We start from the raw sequence: 20,356 nt of genomic DNA, 5'->3' as shown, positions 1-20,356 counted from the left end.
TGGGTTCCATCAGGCGCCGGCGCTCAGGCCTTGTGCAGATGGAATTGGACGACATCGGTGCGGCCCTCGTCGAATGCCGCTTCGCAGTAGGCAAAATACAGGTCCCAGATGCGCATGAAATGGGTATCGAGGCCGAGCGCGCTCGCTTGCGCGTCGGTGGCGTGAAAGCCCGCGCGCCAGCGACGCAGCGTTTCGGCGTAATCGGGGCCGAAGGCAAAATGTTCCGAGCAACGCAGACCGGCGACCGCGGCGTGGCGTTCAAAGCGCTCCACGCTCGGCAGCATACCGCCGGGGAAGATGTACTCCTGGATAAAGTCGGCCGTGCTGCGATAGCGCTCGAAGTGGCGCTCGGCTATGGTGATCGACTGCACCATTGCCTGCCCGCCCGCTTTCAGGCGCGCCGCCAGCGTCGTGAAATATTCCGGCCAGTAGCGTTCGCCCACCGCTTCAAACATCTCAATTGACACCACCGCGTCATAGGTGCCGTCGATGTCGCGGTAATCACGCAGTTCCAGCTGCGCCAGCTGGCCGAGGCCGGCGGCGTCGATGCGGCGACGCGCGATCGCCAGCTGCGACGGCGAGATCGTCAAGCCATGCACATGGATGCCCTGGCGCGCCGCTTGTTCTGCGAAGCCGCCCCAGCCGCAGCCGACTTCCAGCACCCGATCGCCGGCGCGCAGGCCCAGCGTGTCGATGATGCGTTGGTACTTGCGGTGCTGGGCTTGCTCAAGCGCCTGCTTGTAGTCGCCGTCGAAGATGGCGGCTGAATAGGTCCAGCTCGGATCGAGCCAAAGCTGGTAAAAGTCGTTGCCGATATCGTAATGGCTGTGAATGTTGCGACGGCTGCCGCTGCGGGTGTTGGGCCGCAGCCAGTGTCGCACGCGATACCAGCAACGCGCCAGCACGCCGCCGAACAGCGCCGGCTCCAGCGCTGCCTCGTTGCGCAATGCCAGGCGCAGCACGGCCACCAGATCGGGGCTGCTGACCCAGCCGGCAGCCCACGCCTCGGCCAGGCCGATGTCGCCAGAACGCAGGATGCGGCCACAGGCGCGCCAGTCGTGCACGGCCAGCGTGGCGCCGGGGCCGCCATGGGCGTCGCCAAACACCATGCGGGTGTGATCGGGCGTAATGAGCTCCAGGTGGCCGTGGCGAATGCGCCCCAGCAGGTTCAGGAACACCCGCGCGGCGGCGGGAGCGGCCTGCTTGGTGGTCGTCAGCGTTTGGCTCATGGGAGCGGCTCCTCGTGGACGGTAATATGGGGAAGGGAACGCGGCGGCTTGCCGAAGAAAGGCACGCCCTTTAGCGCCAGGCGCAGCGCTTGCCAATGAATGCGGAAAACGATGCCCAGTCCAAGCAGCGGATAGCGCACCAGCGCGGCGAGCGCGGCGGCGCTGCTCATCGGCTGCGCCTGGCCCGACAGCGTGGTGCGAATCAGCAGGCCCTGCGCGTCGTGGTAGTCGATGGCGGTATGGGCCCGCCCGGAATGAAAGCGGAAGCGGAAGCGGTAACTGCCGCGGGTCTCGCAGAACGGCGACACATGCATCTGCTTCTGGCAGGCGGCGCGGGCGCTGCCGTCCAGTTGCAATAGATAGCGATGGGTTTCGCCGAAGGTATTGTTGACCTCGGCCAGCACCGCACACAGGCGGCCGCTGGCGTCATGGCAATGCCAGAAGCTAATCGGATTGAACACGTAACCGAATACGCGGGGAAACGTCTGCAGCCAGATCTCGCCGTCGGCCGTGATGCCGTGCGTGGCCAGCAGCGCGCGCATCCACTGTTGCAGATCGCTGCCGTCGCGTGGGCCGTAGTCGCGGGTGCGGATCGACAGTGGGCGGCGGCGGTTGATGCCGAACCATGGCCACTGGCAGTCATCGAGCCTTGCCAGATTGATCCGCACATAGAACACCGGGTAGACAAAGCGATGAAAGACCGGCCGCAAGCGCGCATGCATGACGCTGGCGTGGACCAGCTGGGCCGCGGGTGCGCTCACGGCAGCGTCGCCCACGCCGGTGCGGCATCGAAGGCGGCGGCGATGCGCAGCGCCGACTTCAGGCCGTCTTCATGGAAGCCGTAACCGGTCCAGGCGCCGGCATACCACAGGCCACTGACGCCCTGGATGCGCGTCAGCGCTTGCTGGGCGTCGATGGCCGGCTGGTCCATGATCGGATGATCGTATTCAAAACGCGCCAGAACGGACTCGGCCGCCGGTGGCGTTGGCGGATTGAGGGTGACCACCACCGGGGTGGTGAATGGCAGGCTTTGCAGCTGATTCAACCAGTAGCTGACGCAGACCGGGCGGCTGCCATTGGCCTCTTGCGTCGACAGGTAGTTCCACGCCGACCAGACCTTGCGCCGCCTCGGCATCAGGCGCGCATCAGTATGCAGCCAGGCGGTGTTGGGCTGATAGCGCACTGCGCCGAGGATGGCGCGCTCGTCGGCGCTGGCGTCGGCCAGCATGGCCAGCGTGGCCGGCGCATGGGTGGCCAGTACCACCGCGTCGAAGACTTCGGTTTGTGCGCCACTGTCGAGCATCACCTGGCCATTGCTGCGGCGCAGCGACTGCACCGGCGTGTTCAGACGGTAATCGGCCAGCGTGGCGGCAATCGCCTGCACGTAGTTGCGCGAGCCGCCGCGCACGGTGCGCCATTGCGGCCGGCCGTTGACCTGCAATAGCGCATGATTCAGGCAAAAGCGCAGGAAGGTAGCGGCCGGAAAAGCCAGTATGTCGCTTGGCGAGCTGGACCAGATGGCGGCCGCCATCGGCATCAGGTAGCCGTCACGGAACAGGCGGCCGTAGCCCTGACGCATGATGAGATCGCCCAATGTGGCGCCATCAGCCGCGCTACGCAACAGGAATTGTTCTGCATGTCCGTTAAAATGCAGTATGTCGCGCAGCATGCCGAGGAACGACGGCGAGAGCACGTTGCGGCGTTGGGCGAACACGGTGTCGAGATTGGTGCCGGCCCATTCCAGCGCGCCGTCGTCCATGGAAACGCCAAACGACATATCGCTGGCGATGCTCTCCACGCCCAGTTCATCGAGCAGCGCAATCAGGTTGGGATAGGTTTTTTCGTTGTAGACCAGAAAACCGGTATCAACCGCGGCGTGCCGGCCTTCGACCTCGATGTCCACCGTATTGGCATGGCCGCCCAGATAGCTGCCTGCTTCAAACAGCACCACGTCATGGCGGCGTTGCAGGAAGTAAGCGGCGGCCAGACCGGAAATACCGGCGCCGACGATGGCAATACGTTGTTTGCGTTGCGTTTGCATGGTTGCGTCAAGCGTCCGAGCGCCTGTTTTTTGTATCTATGTGGTAATATTACTACTAATAAATAAGAAACGCTACTAATTAGTAGCGAAACGTACCAATGAGTATTCTTCCCAAATTCAGTTTCAAGGACCAGGCCTTCAAATTGCGCGAAAGCGCCATCCTGGACGCGACCACCTCGGTGCTGGGCACCAAGGGCTATGACCTGATGACCATGGACGACGTGGCCGGCGCGGTTGGCATCTCCAAGCCCAGCTTGTATAAGCACTTCAAGTCCAAGGAAGAACTGGTGGGTGAGGCGTTGATCCGACTGCTCGATGGCGCCATCGAGCAGATGGCGGCGATGGATGCGGCGTTGACGCCCGTGCAGAAACTGTCTGCGCTGCTGGCGTGGGCGTTGCGGGTGCGGCTGGGGGGCGGCCTGCCGTTCCTGCCGTCGACCAGTCCGCATGTGCGCGACATGTTGATGCGCAACGTAAAATACATGCTGCGCCTGGTAAAGCTGAACCGCCAGCTGGAAGCGCTGGTTAAGCAGGCGCAAAAGGATGGCGACCTGAACGCAGCTTTGCCCAGCGACGTTATCCTATTTAGCTATTATGCGCGCACCTGCGATCCGGCCGTGGAATTCCTGAGCAAATTCAGCAAGATGAGCGACGACGCCATCGTGCAGCACATGCTGACGGTGGCATTCAAGGGAATCTGAGGGAAGCGCTGTTTAAATCGGCCGCTCCCGTTCCCGCCGGGTGTCGCAGCTTGACACAAAAATAAGGGCGTAAGAATCAAATACCGTCCTCGATTCCAATCCCTTTTCTTAAATACTTTGCGTCGAAGGGCCTGCAAGTTCGGATAACGCCGTCAATCAGGTGTTTCAGCTTATTCTTCGCAGCGCCGGTGACAGCCTTTTTTGCCATGCCGGTGGCCGGCAAACGATCAGCGCATTGGCGCAGAATGGGGTTGCAAAGTCGCGCCACCATGTTCGCATTCGACGCGTTTCGCGGCTCAGATTAATTGCAAATGAAAGACGGCGCGTGCTCGGACTAGCTGAAAGTAAAATTACGCCCACGCCGACAGGCCGCTTCAGCTCCGAAGCCGGCGTTACCGCGGGAATTTTTCAACAGCGTTGAGTGACGGCACTCGCAACGGTCCGCCTCGACCAGTGCAGTACGACGCGTAGTCGACAAAGTGTCGCTGTCTCGAACGGTAATGAGGGTAGTGGTCCAGATGCCAACGACAAGCATCGACGAAATCCTGTGTCGGAATAGTCAGTTGTTTTGATAGCGCTTCAAAACGGTTTAAATTGACCAGTAACTCTGCACATTGCGAGTCGCTCGCTGCGTTCGGGCTCCAAAGCACACCGGCTGGTAACTCGTGCATCGCGTAATCGAGGACGGAGTAGATCTGCACCAACTCCCGCTCAAGGCCCCTTACACTGGCGCTGTCTGAGATTGTCATAAGAAGTACATGATGAAGCAAATTGTATTTCAACGGACGCTTTTGGCCGAACCCGGCCGTCGAGCAAGATACCCAATTCACGCAATCTTGTACAGCAGAGCTGGGGCCATTGACACACTCAACGAGTTAACTTTTATCGGCGCGTGCACAATCTTTTCATACACAGCGATCCGCCGAAGTTTACATTGCAAGAAGGCCAACAAATATTCTTCGCACAGTGATAGCATTGCTGCTAGGATATTTATAGAAATCAATGATGCAATCCATATTTAGAAGTTTGATCAGAACGTCTGACGCAGTGGGGAACTATGGCTGAACAGGAAATAACTAAACACACGAAGAATCTGCTCAAGACTGCGATCAGCAGCCACAGCTGGGTCCACAAACTGCGTGAAATCCTGCTGGAGATGCTGATAATTGTATTCGCCGTTAGCATCAGCATCTGGTTCCACTCGCTGGGCGAACACCGCCATGAGCAGGCGCAGGTCCGTAGCTTCCTGCTGGGCCTTAAGAGCGACTTGCAACGGGACCACGCGCAACTAAAGGAAGTGGTGCGTTTTCATCATGCGGCCGACCAGCGCTATGCTTCCGTTGCCGCACTCGATCAAAATGCTGCGCCTGACGAAAAGACTTTCGAGGAGGCGTGGGCCCTCCTGAATAGCAACAATTTCCTGGTTGTCCGTCAAGGCCGGTACGAAGGCTTCAAATCAGCCGGTAAGTTGACCAATATCGAGAACGACACATTGCTCGAACAGATCATCGAGCGCTACGAATACATGGCGCCGAAACTGGCGCTGTCTTCGGGAGGTTGGCTTAGTGAGCACCGCCGCCTCACTGACTTCTCGGAGAAAGCCACGGCAGACGACGATAGCCTTGCTACCCGCTACCGCGCGCTCACCAGCAGCCGCGGCAAGCTATTGCTCAAGCACATGGCGACCAATCCGCAGTTTTATGAGCGGGCGCAGAATCTGGCTGTCGAAGACGAGGCGATCATCGCGGCGATCGACAAAGCTTACCCGGATCAGGGTACCTCGCAGCACTGATCATCCGGACTTTGATGCCGCTGTCCCTGATGGCATTTGCTAGTCGACGTCCCAATCGAAGGCGCGCATTTTTCATGCTCCGACGCAAACGGGCTTTGCCGACTACGGTCTTACCTGTCTTGCCATCACTTCATGTTTGCCTAAGCAATCGGTGGTGAAACGACTTTGGCTACCTGCCTTTTGTTTCGTGTTAACCGGTCTGAATACGCCCTGGCGTAATCAGACCGGAACTCTCGATCGTGTGCCAGGCGTGCCCACACGGTTCTCGCGTTCTTGTTCGCCAACGCAACCACAACGCCGTTTTTGTCGCGTCGCGCCAAGAGACTTGCTAGCCATCCTGTACTGGCAAGTTTGCGCTGCGCTGCATAAATAACCGCTCTGGCGCCATTGGTGACGCCATCCTCGGTTAGTGGTGTATGACACATCCACTTTGGCACATCGATGCCGTTTCGGATGGGGGCGTCCATCCCATTGGAAGCAGTCTGTCGGCGCAGGCGTAATTTCATTTGCAGTTAGCGCAAGCACGAGCCATCCGTCATTTGCACTTAGTCTGCGATGGGAAAAGCGTCGAATGCGCGCAGGGCCCGTTTCAAACGCAAGCCGCTACAAATAACGAACCAGAAAGGCGCAAAAAGAATAAAAAAAAGCCGTTCAGCGAATCGCTGAACGGCTTGTTTCGCACTGGGGCTGCCCGTCTACCGGGCGCCGGCAGGCAGCGTCAATTGTGGCCCCGGGGCCAGGATCTCCGCGTGCGCCGGCACCAGCGCTTTCATGACGCACCATGCCACCAGGTAGGCCACCGCGCACACCGCGAACATGATGGTGTAGCCAGTCTGGATCTTGCCGAGCGCGCCATAATAGTCAAACACCCAGCCGCCGGTCTTCGAGATCAGCACACCGCCCAGGCCGCCTGCCATGCCACCGATGCCCACCACCGACGCGACCGAATTTTTAGGGAACATGTCCGACACAGTGGTGAACAGGTTGCACGACCAGGCCTGGTGGGCCGATGCACCGATGCCGATCAGAACCACCGGCACCCATACGCTGATATAACCGAGCGGCTGGGCCAGCAGCACCACCAGCGGGCACACGGCAATGAGCAGCATCGCCTTCATGCGGCCATCGTAGGCACTCGCGCCCTTGTTGATGAACCAGGTTGGCAACCAGCCGCCGCCGATGCTGCCGATCATGGTCATGCTGTACAACACGGCCAGCGGCACCATGATGGCGGTTTTTTCCATGCCATATTGGGCGGACAGGTACTTCGGCAGCCAGAACAGGAAGAACCACCAGACCCCGTCGGTCATGAACTTGCCGAAAGCGAAGGCCCAGGTCTGGCGATAACCGAGCAGCTCGATCCAGCTCAGGCGCCTTGCCGACTGCGCGGCGACCTGTTCGGAGGCCAGCGGCGCGACGACGTCGCTGTTGATGTGGGCCAGTTCGGCGCTGCTCAGGCGCTTTTGCTGTTCCGGCTTTTCGTAGAGGAAGTGCCACATCGCCATCCAGACGAAGCCGATCGCACCGATCGCGATGAAGGCCATTTGCCAGCCCCACTGCGCGGCAATCCATGGCACGCTGATCGGCGCCAGCACGGCGCCGACGTTGGCGCCGGAATTGAAAATGCCGGTGGCAAAAGAGCGCTCCCGTTTCGGAAAGTATTCGGCAGTGGCCTTGATGGCGGCCGGGAAGTTACCCGCCTCGCCGATCGCCAGGATGGCGCGGGCAATCATGAAGCCGGCCACCGAGACCGGCACCGCCGCGATGCCGACGGCGCCGAGTATGGTATTCAGCCCGGCGCCCATCGGGATCGCGAAGGCATGCAGGACGGCGCCCACCGACCACACCGAAATGGCCAGAATGAAAGCCTGCTTGGTGCCGAGGCGGTCAACAATGCGGCCGGCGAACAGCATCGAGATGGCGTAGACGAACTGGAATACTGCGGTAATGTTGGCGTAGTCGGTGTTGGTCCAGCCAAATTGCTTGGACAAGTCCGGTGCGAGCAGGCTGAGCACCTGTCGGTCCAGGTAGTTGACGGTGGTGGCAAAAAACAGCATGGCGCACACTGTCCATCGGTACTTGCCGATCTGTTGAGGATTCATCTTGTCTATCTCCGTTGAGCTTTTATTTTTTCGCTGCGTGAGACAGAAACGATCGCAATCGTCATCGGTCATCCTACAACGTGTGAGCCGAGTATAAAGACGGTTTTTAGAAATAGCAATCGGTCAATCTTAATTTATTCAGCTTGGCTGCATGGGGCACGCAGCGCCGTAAGACTTGCGTATCTGCATACCATGTTATACGATGACTGATAACAGCGAGGTGTGACCAACTGGGCCCCTTCGCTCTCCCCCACAACCCAATGGTGACTGCTCCTATGTTTACGCCCCAAGACCTGAAACAGATCCTCTCCTCCGGCCTGCTGTCCTTTCCGATCACCGATTTCGATGCCCAGGGTGATTTTGTCGCCAGCACCTACGCCGACCGCCTCGAGTGGCTGGCCCCTTATGGCGCCACCGCCCTGTTCGTCGCTGGCGGCACCGGCGAGTTCTTCTCGCTCACGCCCGAGGATTACACCCAGGTGGTCAAGGTGGCCGTCGAAACCTGCCGCGGCAAGGTGCCGATCCTGGCCGGCGCCGGTGGCCCGACCCGCATGGCCATCAAGTATGCCCAGGAAGCCGAACGCCTCGGCGCCCACGGCATCCTGTTGATGCCGCACTACCTGACCGAAGCAAGCCAGGACGGCCTGGTCGAGCATATCGTCGCGGTCTGCAAATCGGTCCAGTTCGGCGTTGTCATCTACAACCGCAACGTCTGCAAGCTCAACGCCGCCTCGCTGCTGCAACTGGCCGACCGCTGCCCCAACCTGATCGGTTTTAAAGATGGCGTGGGCGAGATCGAAACCATGGTCACGATCCGCCGCAAACTGGGCGACCGCTTCACCTACCTGGGCGGCCTGCCAACGGCGGAGGTGTATGCGGCCGCCTACAAGGCGCTCGGCGTGCCGGTGTATTCGTCGGCTGTCTTCAACTTCATTCCAAAAACCGCGATCGAATTTTACGAAGCGATTCGCACCGACGACCACGCGACGACCAACCGCCTGATCGACGATTTCTTCCTGCCTTACCTGGATATCCGTAACAAGAAAGCCGGCTACGCCGTGAGCATCGTGAAGGCCGGCGCCACCCTGGTGGGCCACACCGCCGGACCGGTGCGCACGCCGCTGATCGACCTGACCGAGCAGGAATGCGAGCAGCTCGATGTGCTGATCAAGTCGCTCGGCCCGCAATAAATTCAGCTGCCCTCAACACGGCGCGCCAGGCAATTTCGCCGGCGCGCCGTCTTCATATCTGCAACAGGAGAATTATTTTGACCATGACCCTCAACGGCCAACTGCTGATCGGCGCGACCGCCCCCTTCGGCAGCGCCGCATCATTTAAAGCCATCGACCCTGCCACCGGCGCGCACATTGAACCAGCCTTCGGCAGCGCCACGCTGGACGACGTCGAGCGCGCCTGCACGCTGGCGCAGCAGGCCTTCGACAGCTACCGCGACACCACGCCGCAAGTGCGCGCCGCCTTCCTCGAACAGGTCGCACAGAACATCCTCGATCTGGGCCCCGTGCTGATTGAGCGCGCGATGCACGAGTCGGGCTTGCCGCAGGCGCGACTCGAAGGCGAGCGCGGCCGCACCGTCGGCCAGCTGCGCCTGTTCGCCAAGGTCGTGCGCGACGGCCGCTGGCTCGCTGCCACGCTCGATTCAGCCCTGCCCGAGCGCGCGCCCCCGCGTCCCGACCTGCGCCTGCGCAAAATCGCCCTTGGCCCGGTCGTCGTTTTCGGCGCGAGCAATTTCCCGCTGGCGTTTTCGGTGGCCGGTGGCGACACCGCCTCCGCGCTGGCGGCCGGCTGCCCGGTGGTGGTCAAGGCCCACGGCGCCCATCCCGGCACCTCCGAACTGGTCGGCCGTGCCGTGCAGGCGGCAGTGGCCAGCTGCGGTTTGCCTGAAGGGGTGTTTTCGATGCTGCATGGCGACGGCCGCACCATCGGCCAGGCCCTGGTCAGCCATGCGGCCATCAAGGCGGTCGGCTTCACCGGCTCGCGCCAGGGCGGCATGGCACTGGTGCGTGCCGCCGCCGCGCGCGCCGAACCGATCCCGGTGTATGCGGAAATGAGCAGCATCAACCCGATGTTCCTGCTGCCCGACGCGCTCGCGCAAGGCGCCGCCAAGATCGGCAGCGGCTTCATCGATTCGCTCACGCTCGGCGCCGGCCAGTTCTGCACCAACCCCGGCCTGGTGATCGCCCTCGAAGGCGCCGCGCTCGAGCAGTTCCGCGCCGCCGCCGTCACCGCCCTGCAGGGCAAGACCGGCACCACCATGCTCACGCCCGGCATCCACAGCGCCTTCACCGATGGCGTCGAAAAACTCGGCAAGCAGAACGGCGTCACGCTGCTCGCGCGCGGTCAGGCCGGCAGCACCGCCTGCGCCGGCCAGGCCGCCCTGTTCCAGACCGATGCCGCCCACTTCCTTGCCAACCCGGCACTCGAAGACGAGATTTTTGGCGCCGCCTCGCTGATCGTCGCCTGCCGCGACCTCGACCAGTTCAGGCAAATCGCCGAATACCTCGACGGTCAGCTGACCGCCACCATGTTCTTGACGGAAAATGACCGCGACGCTGCGCTGGCCCTGCTGCCCGTGCTCGAGCGAAAAGCCGGCCGCATCCTGATCAACGGCTTTCCGACCGGAGTCGAAGTGGCGTACGCGATGGTGCATGGCGGGCCGTTCCCGGCCACGTCCGACAGCCGCAGCACGTCGGTGGGCGCTGGCGCGATCGAGCGCTTCCTGCGCCCGGTCAGCTACCAGGATTTGCCGGCATTCTTGTTGCCGGCGGCGCTGCAGGATGACAATCCGCTCGGCCTGTGGCGCCTGCGCGACGGCGAACTGGCGCAAGCCTGACGCCAGGCCGACGCGGGCGTCGGCGTGGCCGCTGCACTTAACGCCCGCGCTGTCGGTCCAGCCAGTCGTAGGCCGCTTCCTGGGCCGGCTGCGTGAACTCGTGGCCGCCCGGCAGCATGCGTGCCTCGAAACGGTCGGCCGCCTTCCAGGCCGCCCACACCTTGCCCATGCGGGCAAATGCGGTCTGCGCAGAGGCTGCCGGAAACAGGCGGTCTTGTTCGCCGGCAAAGAACAAGGCCGGCTTGGGCGCTGCAAGACTGGCCACATCGGGGAAATCGAGGTAACGCACCAGGCCCGGATGCAGCGTCTGCCACGCCGAGCTGCCCTTGAGCTGGTTGTTCCCGGCCACCATCAAGCCGTCCGTCGTCGCCATCGCGTTCACCACCACGAATGCCGAGATGGCGTTCGACAGCGCCGCCACCTGCCAGGCACGCAAGCCCCCCATCGAAAAGCCGACCGCGGCCACCTTGCCAGGTGCCACCTCCGGCTGCGCGGCCAGAAATTCTGCCGCGCGCGTGTCTTCCAGCGCCATGATGCCTGCCAGCGAAGTGCCCAGATTCAAGCTGTTCGCTGCCAGCGCCTGCTGGGCGTCGGCCGTCAGCGGCCCGCGGTCGCCCCAGCCGAGCGCATCGACGGCGAGTACGACGTAGCCGCGCTGCGCCAGCGCGTCGCCGGGAAAGCGGCCGGAAAAATATTTTTTTGACCAGGCCTGTGCCGTCGCCTGCCTGGCCGGGTCACCCCAGGGCTCGATCAGTTTTTCCTTGCCGATGTCGAAGCGGGCGCCGTGATCGTGCAACATCAGCGCGGCCGGAAACGGCCCTGTCCCTTTCGGCACCAGCAGCAGGCCCAGCACCCGGCTGTCGGCGCTGAGATTGAAGGCAACCTTGCGTGCAACATACGAGCCGCGGTCGAGTTCGGCGATCACGCGTGGCATAAAGGGCGTCGTGTCGGCAGACTGCAAGGTCAGCTCCCACACTTTTTTACGCCCCGCAGCGCGCCACGCTGGCAGATCCGCCACCTGCGGTGTCCATGCCATCGGAAACGCCAGCCGGCCCTTGAGTGCAGGCGCAAACACGGGCATGTTGTCATGCACGCCAGCTGTTTGAAGATCGGCCTGGGCGCAGGCCAGACCGGTGGCGCCCATCAGGGCACCAACAAGCAAATCGCGCAGATGCATGGGAGGCTCGGGTCGAGGTTGTGCGAACCCGTTGTTGTACCATGATTAGCACGTGTCCGGGGGCGCTCAGCTGGCAACTGGCAGCGGATCATATCGGTGGACTATGGCAGCAACTGGGTGCGTTCCACCCAGGCTGGTCCGTTCGATCGCGGCACCAGAATGTTTGCCGGCCTCGGGCAGCATGCCGTTGGTTATCAGACCCTGGACTTGCGCAATCCGATGACGCAGAACATTTCCTGCAAGCTGAGCGGGTGGCTCGGCGGCTGGGCCGACCAGGGCGATAACGCACTGTTCTAGGTGCAGTTTTTCAGCGTGGGAACGCAGAGCTTGGCGCTAGTCACAGCACGCACCCAATGAGGCGATCGCCATATTCTGCAGACCAACCTCGGTAAAGATGAACCTGAACTCGGTAAATTCCTGATCGTTTGCGAGACCCAAGTGAGTAGCACTTGACGCGATCTCGAAAGAAACCGCAGTTGTGTCCAGGTACCAGGAGCGGGTCGTGCAGATAAGGCAAACGCCAGTCTCGCCCGCCAGATCAGCCAGCGCCGCGACGCTATCTCCTTTATGCGGTGTCCCTAACAGGAAAAGGAGATGATGTAGCCACTTGCACCACGTCATCGATGTGGTGGATCCGGCATGGCACCTTCCACGCTTGTTTCGCCGAGCATAGCAGGTTGGCACGCCAAAAAAGAACACTCACCACCGAGGGAAATGCAGTTGCATACGGCGCTCTAGCTGTACCGCCGCATTAAAAACGCCGCGACGCATACAGGCTTATCGCTCCCCTCCCTCTCCACCACCACATCCCACACGAGCTGCGCCCCGCCATCGGCCAGGTCCTGCACGCTCGACAAGGTCAACCGTCCGCGCACCCGGCTATTGACCGGCACCGGCCCTGGAAAGCGCACGCGGTTCAGGCCGTAGTTGACACCCATCTTCATGTCGACCATCGTCAGCGCGCTGGCCAGCATGGCCGGCAGCAGGGACAAGGTCAGAAAGCCGTGGGCCACTGTGTCGCCGTAGGGCGATTCGCGGCGCGCGCGCTCGGCGTCGACGTGGATCCACTGGTCGTCGTCGGTGGCCTCGGCAAACAGGTCGATGCGCGCCTGGGGGATGCCGAACCAGCCGGAAACCGCCACTTCCTGCCCCACCAGCGCCTTCAAGGCATCGAGCGATGCGATCTCACGCATTGGGACGGCGGGCGAACATGCCCATGCCTTCGATCGTGCACACTTGCTGGCCGTGCTGGTTGGTGGCGATCCAGATCGAGCGCACGACGCCCCGATCGGGCTTCGAAGTGGACGCTTTTACGCCCGTGGTGCGGTAGCTGACGGTCAGCGTGTCGCCGGCGCGCACCGGCAGCAGCCAGCGCACCGCATCCACGCCGGGCGAACCCATGCTCGAGGCGTCGCACATCAGGCCGTCGACGACGAGGCGCATCATCATGGCGCAGGTATGCCAGCCACTGGCGATGACGCCGCCATAAATCGAGTCTGCCGCGGCTTGCGGGTCGACGTGGAACGGCTGCGGGTCGAAGCGGGTGGCGAAGGCAATAATCTCCTCTTCGGTCACCGTGCAGCTGCCAAGGGCAATCTCTTGCCCCGGGACGAAATCTTCGAAATACCAGTGTTGCCTCATGCCTGTCCCTGTGAAAAAAGGTGCTCGAACGAACCCGGGAATGGTACCCGAAATCGGCGCCGCATCCGCGCGCGTAAACGTATCACGGATGGCGCCGGTTCAACCGGGGCCATCCGCGCATGCCTTCCCATCAGTACAGTGCATCAGCCCTGCTTGCGCCCGCGCGTAAAACCGACCGCGCCCAGCATGCCTGCCAGCAGCAGAGCGATGCTGGACGGCTCAGGCACTTCAGCCGCGCTGACGACAGGATCAGCGTCGAGATTGGCACTCGGGACGGTTCCGGTCGGGATCGGGGTGTCAGGGAGCACGTCCGGCGCAGCATCGCCCAGCCCTGGCAGCGGGACGTCATCCAGTTCGGCGTCCACCGCCGCGTTGATCCTGCGCGACGCCACCATGTACAGGCCTTCGACGCCACGCACCAGGTACAGCTGGACGCTACTGTTCGACGCCGCCAACTGCTCGGCGAGGCTGGCGCCTGACAGGCTTGAGGCGAAGTCGCCGATCGGCATGTTGGCGCTCGGCGTCGACGAACTCGACAGCGTGACAACGTCGGCCTGGGCGGCGAACGTGGTGGCCAACAGTGCTGCGGCGGCGATCAGGTGACGAGTGGACATGCGGCGCTCCCAATATTGGTTAATTTTTTTACAATATGCTTGAATCCTAGCATGATAATAAAAACAAGCATGTTCGATTGAACGCCGTCAAAGACTACCCCTTTGAACAAAAAAAAGGGAGGTCTCTCCTGTGAGAACCTCCCTTTTTTGTCCGAACCTTGCAGTTCGCCACACTGCAGTTGCCTTGGATTTACAACAATAAATTTACTTCATTAAAGTTTTCAAGAAGGAAACTTATCGATCAGTTTCCTGCCGGCTTCACCACCGCCATATACGGCATCGTGCGGCTTGCCAGGCGTGTGTCGGTTTTCAACAGTGCCGTCTCGTCAGCCAGGATGTGCGCGGTTTCCTGCAACAACACATCCCTGGCATTTTTCGCCGCTTTTTCGGCCGCCAGTTCCGATGCCAGGTTGCGCTCGTCCGCCTGCAGGCCGTCATCCTGGTTGCGGCCGGCCGATTTCAGGTTGATGCCAGTCTTGCCCGGTTTCGTCGGCGCCGGCACCTTGCCGCGCGCTTCCTTGCTGTCAGGCGCCATGCCGTCGTCGTTCTGCACATTTCTCGCTTCACGCAGGCGGGTACGGGCATCCTGCGCATCGCGCTCCTTGCGCCGCACGGTTTCGTTCAGCGAGATGATGTTGTCCTTGCGCAGCTTGGTCACTTCGGCAATATCTTCCTGCAAGTACTGGAAGTCCTTGTCCTTGGCGATGCGCGCCTCGTGGCGCTTCTGCAGCGGTGCAAACAGTTCCTTCAAGTCGCCTGCCGGCACAAAATTGGCCGCCTTGATCGACACCCACGGCAAGGCATTGTCGTAGCTCGATTCGCCGAAGTTCTCGGTATCGGCCGTGACCGGCAGCTTGATGTCGGGCGTCACGCCGCGCAACTGGGTGGTGCCGCCATTGATGCGGAAGAACTGGGCGATGGTCATTTTCAGCTCGCCGTAATGCACCTTCTCGCTTGGCGCGAAGCGGTCAAGCGCCAGCATGGTCTGCACGGTGCCCTTGCCGAAGCTCGGCTCGCCGATGATCAGGCCGCGGCCGTAATCCTGGATGGCGGCGGCGAAAATTTCCGACGCCGAGGCCGAACCACGGTTGATCAGCACGCCCACCGGGCCATCCCAGGCCAGGCCGGCATTGGTGTCGCTCTCGACGTCGACCTTGCCGTCGGCCGTGCGTTGCTGCACCACCGGGCCCTTGTCGATGAACAGGCCGGTCAGTTCAACCGCCTCGGTCAGCGAACCGCCGCCGTTGTTGCGCAAGTCGATCAGGACATTGTCGACCTTCTCTTTCTTGAGCTCGGCCAGGATGCGGGCCACGTCGCGCGTGGCACTCTTGAAATCTTTGTCGCCTTTGCGCCGCGCCTCGAAATCCTGATAGAAGGTCGGCAGCGAGATGACGCCGATGCGGCGCTTGACGCCATTGTCCTTGACTTCGATGATCGACTTCTTGGCAGACTGCTCTTCCATGCTGATTTTCTTGCGCACCAGCGCCACCGTGATGTGCTTGCCATCGGTGCCGGCGTCAGCCGGCAGCACGTCGAGGCGCACGGTGGAATCCTTGTCACCGCGGATCAGCGCAACCACGTCGTCGATGCGCCAGCCCAGCACTTCAACCATCGGTCCGCTGGTGCCCTGCGCGACGCCGACCACGCGGTCGCCCGGCTTCAGCTTGCCCGACAAGGCAGCCGGGCTGCCCGGCACCAGTTCGCGCAGCACCGTGTATTCGTCGCGCGACTGCAGCGTGGCGCCGATGCCTTCGAGCGACAGGCGCATGGCGATATCGAAATTCTCGGCCGAACGCGGGCCCAGGTAATTGGTGTGCGGCTCGATGGCCATCGCGTACGCGTTCATGAACATCTGGAACACGTCTTCGTTGTTCAGCTTGCGAATCCGGGTGACGTAGTTGTCGTAGCGTTTATCGAGCGTTTCGCGGATTGCCTTGTCGTCCTTGCCGGCCAGTTTCAGACGCAGCCAGTCGTTCTTGACGCGCTTCCTCCAGAGGTCCTTGACCTCGTCGTCGGTCTTCGGCCATTCGGCCTTTTCGCGATCGAGCTGGACGGTTTCGTCGGACGTGAAGTCGAACTTACCTTTCAACAGCTGGCGGGCGTAGGCCATGCGTTCGCCGAAGCGCTGCGTGTACAGGTTGTAGACGGCGAACGGCAGCGTCAGGTTTTCGTTGTTGATGGCGTCGTCCAGCTTCGAGCGCATCGGCGCGAACTGGTCGATGTCGCTTTGCACGAAGTACAGCTTTTCGCTGTCGAGCGATTTGAAGTAACGGTCGAAGATTTTTTCGGACAGTGCGTCGTCGAGCGGCGTGGCCTTGTAGTGGTAGCGCGCCAGCACGCGCGAGGCCCACAGCGCAGCCTGCGTCTGTGCGGCCAGGGGTTTCAACTGGGGCGTGGTAATGGGAGCGGCGACTGCAACAGCTTTTTCAGGCTGGGCAACTGCCAGATGGGCCGACATGGTGCATGCCAGCGCGGCGATCAACATCTGCTTCTTCATGCGTGCGTCTCCGGGTGGTTCAGTATCGGGTAATTCTACAGGAAGCATACGCGCACATCTCTGGCCGCGCGTGATTTCTCACCTGCTATAAGCCTGCCCTAAGCCGGATTTGTCACGGATTTAACAAAGTGAGCCAGTACGCCGGCCAATTTGCGCGCCAGCCCCACCAGACCAGCCCGCATGCCAGGGCGATCAGCGGCCACGGCCACGAGCGCGCGGCCAGGCGCCAGTCGACCGGCGATGGCCAGAACGACAGCAACTGCGGCGCCAGCAGGAAGGCCAGTGCCAGGTCGGGCGGACCGTAGCGCGTGCCGGAATGCGTGCGCCACCATGCCACGGCCAAGGGGATCGCGAGAATGAGCAAGGGCGCCAGCGCCGCTGGCGCCGCGTTATACCAGCGCAGGTTGGCAAAGGTGACGGAGCCGAGTTCCCAGTGGCCGTTGCCGGTATTCGGCTTGCCGCGCCCTATCCAGCGCGGCAACACCGTCAGGCCGACCGGGCGCGCATTGGTGACCAGGCCGGCAAAGAAATGCGCCAGCTCGTGGCACAGCGTGCCAGCCACGGTGAACAGGAAAAACAGCGGGTGGGCGCTGGTGGCAATGCGCAGCAGCAGCGCCAGCGCCGCCACCGGCACCAGGTAGATCGCCATTGCAACGGCCTCGGAACCATGTCCGCACAGAACGACCGGAAACAGCGCGCTGCACTGTGGCATGGCCGCTAGTGGTTGCCTGAGTAAAAACAGCGCCCGCAGGCCTGGCGATAGCGCTCGTTGCCGCCGATGCTGACCTGCTCGCCCTCGCGGATGCGCTTGCCGTTTTCATCGACGCGGATATTCATCGTCGCCTTCTTGCCGCAACTGCAGATGTTCTTGATCTCTTCGATATCGTCGGCCAGCGCCAGCAAAAACGCCGAGCCGGGAAACGGTTCGCCGCGGAAGTCGCTGCGCAGGCCGTAACAGATCACCGGCACGCCGCGCACCTGCGCCAGCTGGTGCAATTGCTGCACCTGCAGCGTGGTCAGGAACTGGGCTTCGTCGACCAGCACGCAGGCGATCTTGGTCCCATCGGGCGCGCTGATCGCCAGAAAATCGGTGCTGGCGTCGAACACGTCGACCTGGCGATGCGGCCCCAGGCGCGAGGTCACCTGGCCGACGCCGTAGCGGTCGTCGATGGCAGCCGTAAATAATTTTACGTGCTGGCCCTGCTCTTCATAATTGTGCGCGACCTGCAACAGGGCTGTCGATTTGCCGGCGTTCATGGCCGAATAGCGGAAATAAAGTTTAGCCACGTGGGGTCGAATGTCTTGCTTGAAAGGCCGCGATTATAGCAAGGGCGCCCGATACGCTGTGGGTCCCTTCGCATACCGACCGCGCCGCATTCCAGCGGCCGCCATGGTCGAGGCAGCGGTCGATGGCCAGCTCTTTGCGGACCCAGCCAACTGCCAGCGCCATCAAGGCCGCCACCAGCGCAATGACCAGCAGCCGCCGCATCATTGCCCCGGATGGTAAGTGCGTTCCAGGTGGCGCAGGATGTCTTCCTTGTAAAACAGCACATCCTTGAATTCGCCGCGACTGTACATGGCGGCCTGGTCGTTGAAATGCGGGGAGCGCGGGTCGGCGCTCTGGCCGCCGGCCAGGATGCTTTTTGCGCGCAGGCGCGGTCCGAATTCGACGACCGCGACAAAACTGTTGCCGCGGTCGCCGTAGAGGCGTTTTGTAGTCTGCTTGGCCACCATGCCGAACGACGCCAGCGCGCCCCAGTTGGCCGACGCGAAGCCGACCGGGTAGCTCGGCGCGCTGTCGTCATATTGCTGCTCGACGGCGCCGGACAGGCGTTGAAACCGGTTGATCTCACCCCACGGGGTTTGCCAGTTGCCGAAGTCGTTGTCGAGCTTTGAGGACGCGCGCGCGAGTGCGTCGAGGTAGTCGCTAGGGCTCAGCCGCGTGGTGATGAAATCGACCGCCGGCACTTGCGCTGCCTTCGCCTTGTCCTTGTTCGCTGCCACCAGGTCCTGGGCCCAGTAAATGGCCAGCGACGTCGGCGTTGACGCGGTCGATGCGCGCAGGTCCCAGCCGCGCAAGGCGGCCACCTGCGCTGCCAGTGCTGGTTTCTGCGGATCGGATGCCGGCAGCGCGTCCCACGCCTGCACCAGTTGCGGCACCAGCGGCTCGAACGCCGTCAGCAAGGGGTCGTAGGCGCCGGCAATCAGACTGTCCAGCGTCCAGTTTTTTTGCCCGCGCAGCACGCGGTCGGCGTGGACGCCGCGCGCATTCTCCGGCAGCGCCCACATGTATTTCGGGTAATCGCCCACGCGCGGACTGCTGGCGCCGGAGCCGCTGAAAGGCCAGTTGTTGGTGTTGGCGATATAGCCGCTGGCCGGATTGAACAGCGTGATGGTGTCCTTCACCTCGTGCAAGCCTTGCCAGTCGGTGTCCGGATTGCTGCCGTCGACCGGGTGGGTGAAATCGAAGCGCGGTTCGCGCTTCGGCACGAAGTTGCCATGGAAGTAGGCGATATTGCCGTCGCCGTCGGCGTACACCGTATTGTTCGACGAATTGGTGCGCAGCTGCAGCACGTCAAGGAAGGCCGCGTAATTTTTCGCCTTGGTGCGCCCGTACGACTGCATCAGCGCCTTGATCGGCTCGTCCATCATGCGCACCGTCACCCATTTGCCGTCCTGGTGGCGCACCACCGGGCCGCGGTGACTGAAGTAAGCGGTGATGGTTTTACTGGCCATGCCGGTGGCGGTTTTATAGGGCACCGTGATGGGTACGGCGCGCAGCGGCCGCTCGGCGCCGCCGTACTGGTAAAAAAATGTGCCGTCGCGTTCCTTGACGGTTTCCAGGTAGTAGTCGATGACGTCGGCGCCACCGGAGGTGTGCATCCAGCCGGCGCGTTCATTAAACCCCTGGTAGACGAAAAACTGGCCCCAGGTCACGGCGCCATACGCGTTCAGGCCGTCCTGACTGACCATGTGCACTTCGGGGCGGAAGTAGAACGAGGTGTGCGGGTTGATCAGGAGCAGCGCATGGCCGGCCTGCGTCAGCTTCGGTGCGATGGCGATGCCGTTCGAGCCGCGCGGTTCGGCATCGAGGTCGGCTTGCAGGCGGCTGGCCAACGGGGTAATCAGCGGCCGGGTCGGCTGTTCGTAAAACGCCTGCAGCGCTTTCAGGTCGATGTCTTCGATATCGCCGCCGATACTGCCTTCGGAAAACGCCAGCGCCATCCACGGCTCGAAATGGGTGATCAGTTTTGGCCGCACGCCTGGATGCCTGTGCAGGTAAAAATTCAGGCCGTCGGCAAAACCGACCATCAGCTTTTGCAGCCAGGCGGGCGAGGCGGCGTATTTCGCCTGCATGGCGGCCGGCTGGATCGTCAGTTTCATGCGCAGGTCGCGCCAGACTTCCTTCTCTCCTTCCACTTCAGCGAGCCGTCCGAGCGCATTAATGTAGTTCAGTTCGACGCGATTGAAATCGTCCTCTGCCTGTGCATACAGCAAGCCGAACACGGCGTCCGCGTCGGATTTGCCGAACACGTGCGGGATGCCCCACTTGTCGCGCAAAATCGTGACGCGCATGGCGGTCGCTTGCCAGCGTTTCAACTCGGCCTTCGCCACCGGCGCGCTGCTAGCCGGCGCCGTGACCACAAAGCACGCGGCGCCAAGGATGAAAGGCGCGATCAGGCGGGGCAGATGCATGCGGTGGCTCCGGTG

At 62.1% G+C, this 20,356-nt stretch carries 17 protein-coding genes; 5 read left to right on the top strand and 12 right to left on the bottom strand.

Translation table 11 applies throughout. From position 1 onward, the window contains the following. Positions 1-23: 23 nt before the first annotated feature. From V6M87_RS05545 to V6M87_RS05535, 3 genes are read right to left on the bottom strand one after another with little or no spacing between them, the layout of a single operon-like run. Complete coding sequence (locus V6M87_RS05545; protein ID WP_332848756.1) at positions 24-1,229, bottom strand: cyclopropane-fatty-acyl-phospholipid synthase family protein; 1,206 nt, start codon at positions 1,227-1,229, stop codon at positions 24-26. After that, on the bottom strand, positions 1,226-1,990 hold the full coding sequence (locus tag V6M87_RS05540) for a DUF1365 domain-containing protein (protein ID WP_332848755.1): 765 nt from the start codon (positions 1,988-1,990) through the stop codon (positions 1,226-1,228). Before V6M87_RS05540 ends, V6M87_RS05545 begins: the two co-directional genes overlap by 4 nt. Beyond that, positions 1,987-3,270 (bottom strand): NAD(P)/FAD-dependent oxidoreductase, encoded by a 1,284-nt coding sequence (locus tag V6M87_RS05535; RefSeq protein ID WP_332848754.1) that lies wholly within the window; start codon positions 3,268-3,270, stop codon positions 1,987-1,989. The genes V6M87_RS05540 and V6M87_RS05535 overlap by 4 nt, the downstream gene beginning before the upstream one ends. Positions 3,271-3,368: 98 nt before the next feature. Here V6M87_RS05535 and V6M87_RS05530 point away from each other — a divergent pair, with 98 nt between their 5' ends. Next, a complete protein-coding gene (locus V6M87_RS05530; protein ID WP_332848753.1) occupies positions 3,369-3,971 on the top strand; it encodes a TetR/AcrR family transcriptional regulator in 603 nt (200 codons plus the stop codon). Between the two features lie 1,057 nt (positions 3,972-5,028). After that, on the top strand, positions 5,029-5,763 hold the full coding sequence (locus V6M87_RS05525; RefSeq protein ID WP_332848752.1) for a hypothetical protein: 735 nt from the start codon (positions 5,029-5,031) through the stop codon (positions 5,761-5,763). 695 nt (positions 5,764-6,458) lie between these two features. Here V6M87_RS05525 and V6M87_RS05520 read toward each other — a convergent pair. Beyond that, positions 6,459-7,865, bottom strand: coding sequence for an MFS transporter (locus V6M87_RS05520; protein ID WP_332848751.1), 1,407 nt, complete (start codon positions 7,863-7,865; stop codon positions 6,459-6,461). Positions 7,866-8,140: 275 nt separating this feature from the next. On the opposite strand from V6M87_RS05520, the gene kdgD reads away from it, so the two are divergent. Together kdgD and V6M87_RS05510 are read left to right on the top strand one after the other, a co-directional pair. Continuing rightward, positions 8,141-9,055 carry a 5-dehydro-4-deoxyglucarate dehydratase gene (kdgD, locus tag V6M87_RS05515; RefSeq protein WP_332848750.1) on the top strand — a complete coding sequence of 305 codons (915 nt, stop codon included), beginning with the start codon at positions 8,141-8,143 and terminating at the stop codon, positions 9,053-9,055. A gap of 83 nt (positions 9,056-9,138) precedes the next feature. Beyond that, a complete protein-coding gene (locus V6M87_RS05510; protein WP_332875780.1) occupies positions 9,139-10,716 on the top strand; it encodes an aldehyde dehydrogenase (NADP(+)) in 1,578 nt (525 codons plus the stop codon). Between the two features lie 37 nt (positions 10,717-10,753). Here V6M87_RS05510 and V6M87_RS05505 read toward each other — a convergent pair whose 3' ends face one another. Further along, positions 10,754-11,893, bottom strand: a complete 1,140-nt coding sequence (locus tag V6M87_RS05505; RefSeq protein ID WP_332848749.1) for a dienelactone hydrolase family protein — start codon at positions 11,891-11,893, stop codon at positions 10,754-10,756. A 96-nt stretch (positions 11,894-11,989) separates the two neighbouring features. Between V6M87_RS05505 and V6M87_RS05500 the strand changes: the two genes are divergently transcribed. Next, complete coding sequence (locus V6M87_RS05500) at positions 11,990-12,190, top strand: hypothetical protein (protein ID WP_332848748.1); 201 nt, start codon at positions 11,990-11,992, stop codon at positions 12,188-12,190. Positions 12,191-12,627: 437 nt separating this feature from the next. On the opposite strand, the gene V6M87_RS05495 is transcribed toward V6M87_RS05500, so the two are convergent. From V6M87_RS05495 to V6M87_RS05465, 7 genes are all read right to left on the bottom strand, one after another. Beyond that, the gene (locus V6M87_RS05495; protein ID WP_332848747.1) at positions 12,628-13,086 is read right to left on the bottom strand and encodes a MaoC family dehydratase; all 459 of its coding nucleotides are present in this window, start codon (positions 13,084-13,086) and stop codon (positions 12,628-12,630) included. Continuing rightward, positions 13,079-13,534 (bottom strand): MaoC family dehydratase, encoded by a 456-nt coding sequence (locus tag V6M87_RS05490; protein ID WP_332848746.1) that lies wholly within the window; start codon positions 13,532-13,534, stop codon positions 13,079-13,081. The genes V6M87_RS05495 and V6M87_RS05490 overlap by 8 nt, the downstream gene beginning before the upstream one ends. Before the next feature lie 143 nt (positions 13,535-13,677). Next, entirely contained in the window at positions 13,678-14,148 is a 471-nt protein-coding gene (locus V6M87_RS05485) for a PEP-CTERM sorting domain-containing protein (protein WP_332848745.1), read from the bottom strand. A gap of 241 nt (positions 14,149-14,389) precedes the next feature. Next, on the bottom strand, positions 14,390-16,645 hold the full coding sequence (locus tag V6M87_RS05480) for a carboxy terminal-processing peptidase (protein ID WP_332848744.1): 2,256 nt from the start codon (positions 16,643-16,645) through the stop codon (positions 14,390-14,392). Positions 16,646-16,757: 112 nt separating this feature from the next. Next, the gene (locus tag V6M87_RS05475; RefSeq protein ID WP_332848743.1) at positions 16,758-17,294 is read right to left on the bottom strand and encodes a hypothetical protein; all 537 of its coding nucleotides are present in this window, start codon (positions 17,292-17,294) and stop codon (positions 16,758-16,760) included. A 68-nt stretch (positions 17,295-17,362) separates the two neighbouring features. Beyond that, the gene (locus V6M87_RS05470; RefSeq protein WP_332848742.1) at positions 17,363-17,932 is read right to left on the bottom strand and encodes a thymidine kinase; all 570 of its coding nucleotides are present in this window, start codon (positions 17,930-17,932) and stop codon (positions 17,363-17,365) included. Between the two features lie 201 nt (positions 17,933-18,133). Next, positions 18,134-20,341 carry a penicillin acylase family protein gene (locus V6M87_RS05465; protein WP_332848741.1) on the bottom strand — a complete coding sequence of 736 codons (2,208 nt, stop codon included), beginning with the start codon at positions 20,339-20,341 and terminating at the stop codon, positions 18,134-18,136. Positions 20,342-20,356: the final 15 nt, after the last annotated feature.

It is taken from the genome of Massilia sp. S19_KUP03_FR1 (assembly GCF_036688685.1).
Classification (GTDB): domain Bacteria; phylum Pseudomonadota; class Gammaproteobacteria; order Burkholderiales; family Burkholderiaceae_D; genus JALYUM01.
The sequence above is the reverse complement of the archived record's forward strand: the minus strand, read 5'-3'. Positions and strand labels throughout refer to the sequence as shown.

Excerpts from the sequence above, each read along its gene's own strand:
- V6M87_RS05525 (WP_332848752.1), top strand. The coding sequence starts at position 5,029 with ATGGCTGAACAGGAAATAACTAAACACACGAAGAATCTGCTCAAGACT.
- V6M87_RS05520 (WP_332848751.1), bottom strand. The coding sequence starts at position 7,865 with ATGAATCCTCAACAGATCGGCAAGTACCGATGGACAGTGTGCGCCATG.
- V6M87_RS05510 (WP_332875780.1), top strand. The coding sequence starts at position 9,139 with ATGACCCTCAACGGCCAACTGCTGATCGGCGCGACCGCCCCCTTCGGC.
- V6M87_RS05475 (WP_332848743.1), bottom strand. The coding sequence starts at position 17,294 with ATGGCGATCTACCTGGTGCCGGTGGCGGCGCTGGCGCTGCTGCTGCGC.
- V6M87_RS05535 (WP_332848754.1), bottom strand. The coding sequence starts at position 3,270 with ATGCAAACGCAACGCAAACAACGTATTGCCATCGTCGGCGCCGGTATT.
- V6M87_RS05495 (WP_332848747.1), bottom strand. The coding sequence starts at position 13,086 with ATGCGTGAGATCGCATCGCTCGATGCCTTGAAGGCGCTGGTGGGGCAG.
- V6M87_RS05505 (WP_332848749.1), bottom strand. The coding sequence starts at position 11,893 with ATGCATCTGCGCGATTTGCTTGTTGGTGCCCTGATGGGCGCCACCGGT.
- V6M87_RS05490 (WP_332848746.1), bottom strand. The coding sequence starts at position 13,534 with ATGAGGCAACACTGGTATTTCGAAGATTTCGTCCCGGGGCAAGAGATT.
- V6M87_RS05480 (WP_332848744.1), bottom strand. The coding sequence starts at position 16,645 with ATGAAGAAGCAGATGTTGATCGCCGCGCTGGCATGCACCATGTCGGCC.
- V6M87_RS05545 (WP_332848756.1), bottom strand. The coding sequence starts at position 1,229 with ATGAGCCAAACGCTGACGACCACCAAGCAGGCCGCTCCCGCCGCCGCG.
- V6M87_RS05530 (WP_332848753.1), top strand. The coding sequence starts at position 3,369 with ATGAGTATTCTTCCCAAATTCAGTTTCAAGGACCAGGCCTTCAAATTG.
- V6M87_RS05485 (WP_332848745.1), bottom strand. The coding sequence starts at position 14,148 with ATGTCCACTCGTCACCTGATCGCCGCCGCAGCACTGTTGGCCACCACG.
- kdgD (WP_332848750.1), top strand. The coding sequence starts at position 8,141 with ATGTTTACGCCCCAAGACCTGAAACAGATCCTCTCCTCCGGCCTGCTG.
- V6M87_RS05465 (WP_332848741.1), bottom strand. The coding sequence starts at position 20,341 with ATGCATCTGCCCCGCCTGATCGCGCCTTTCATCCTTGGCGCCGCGTGC.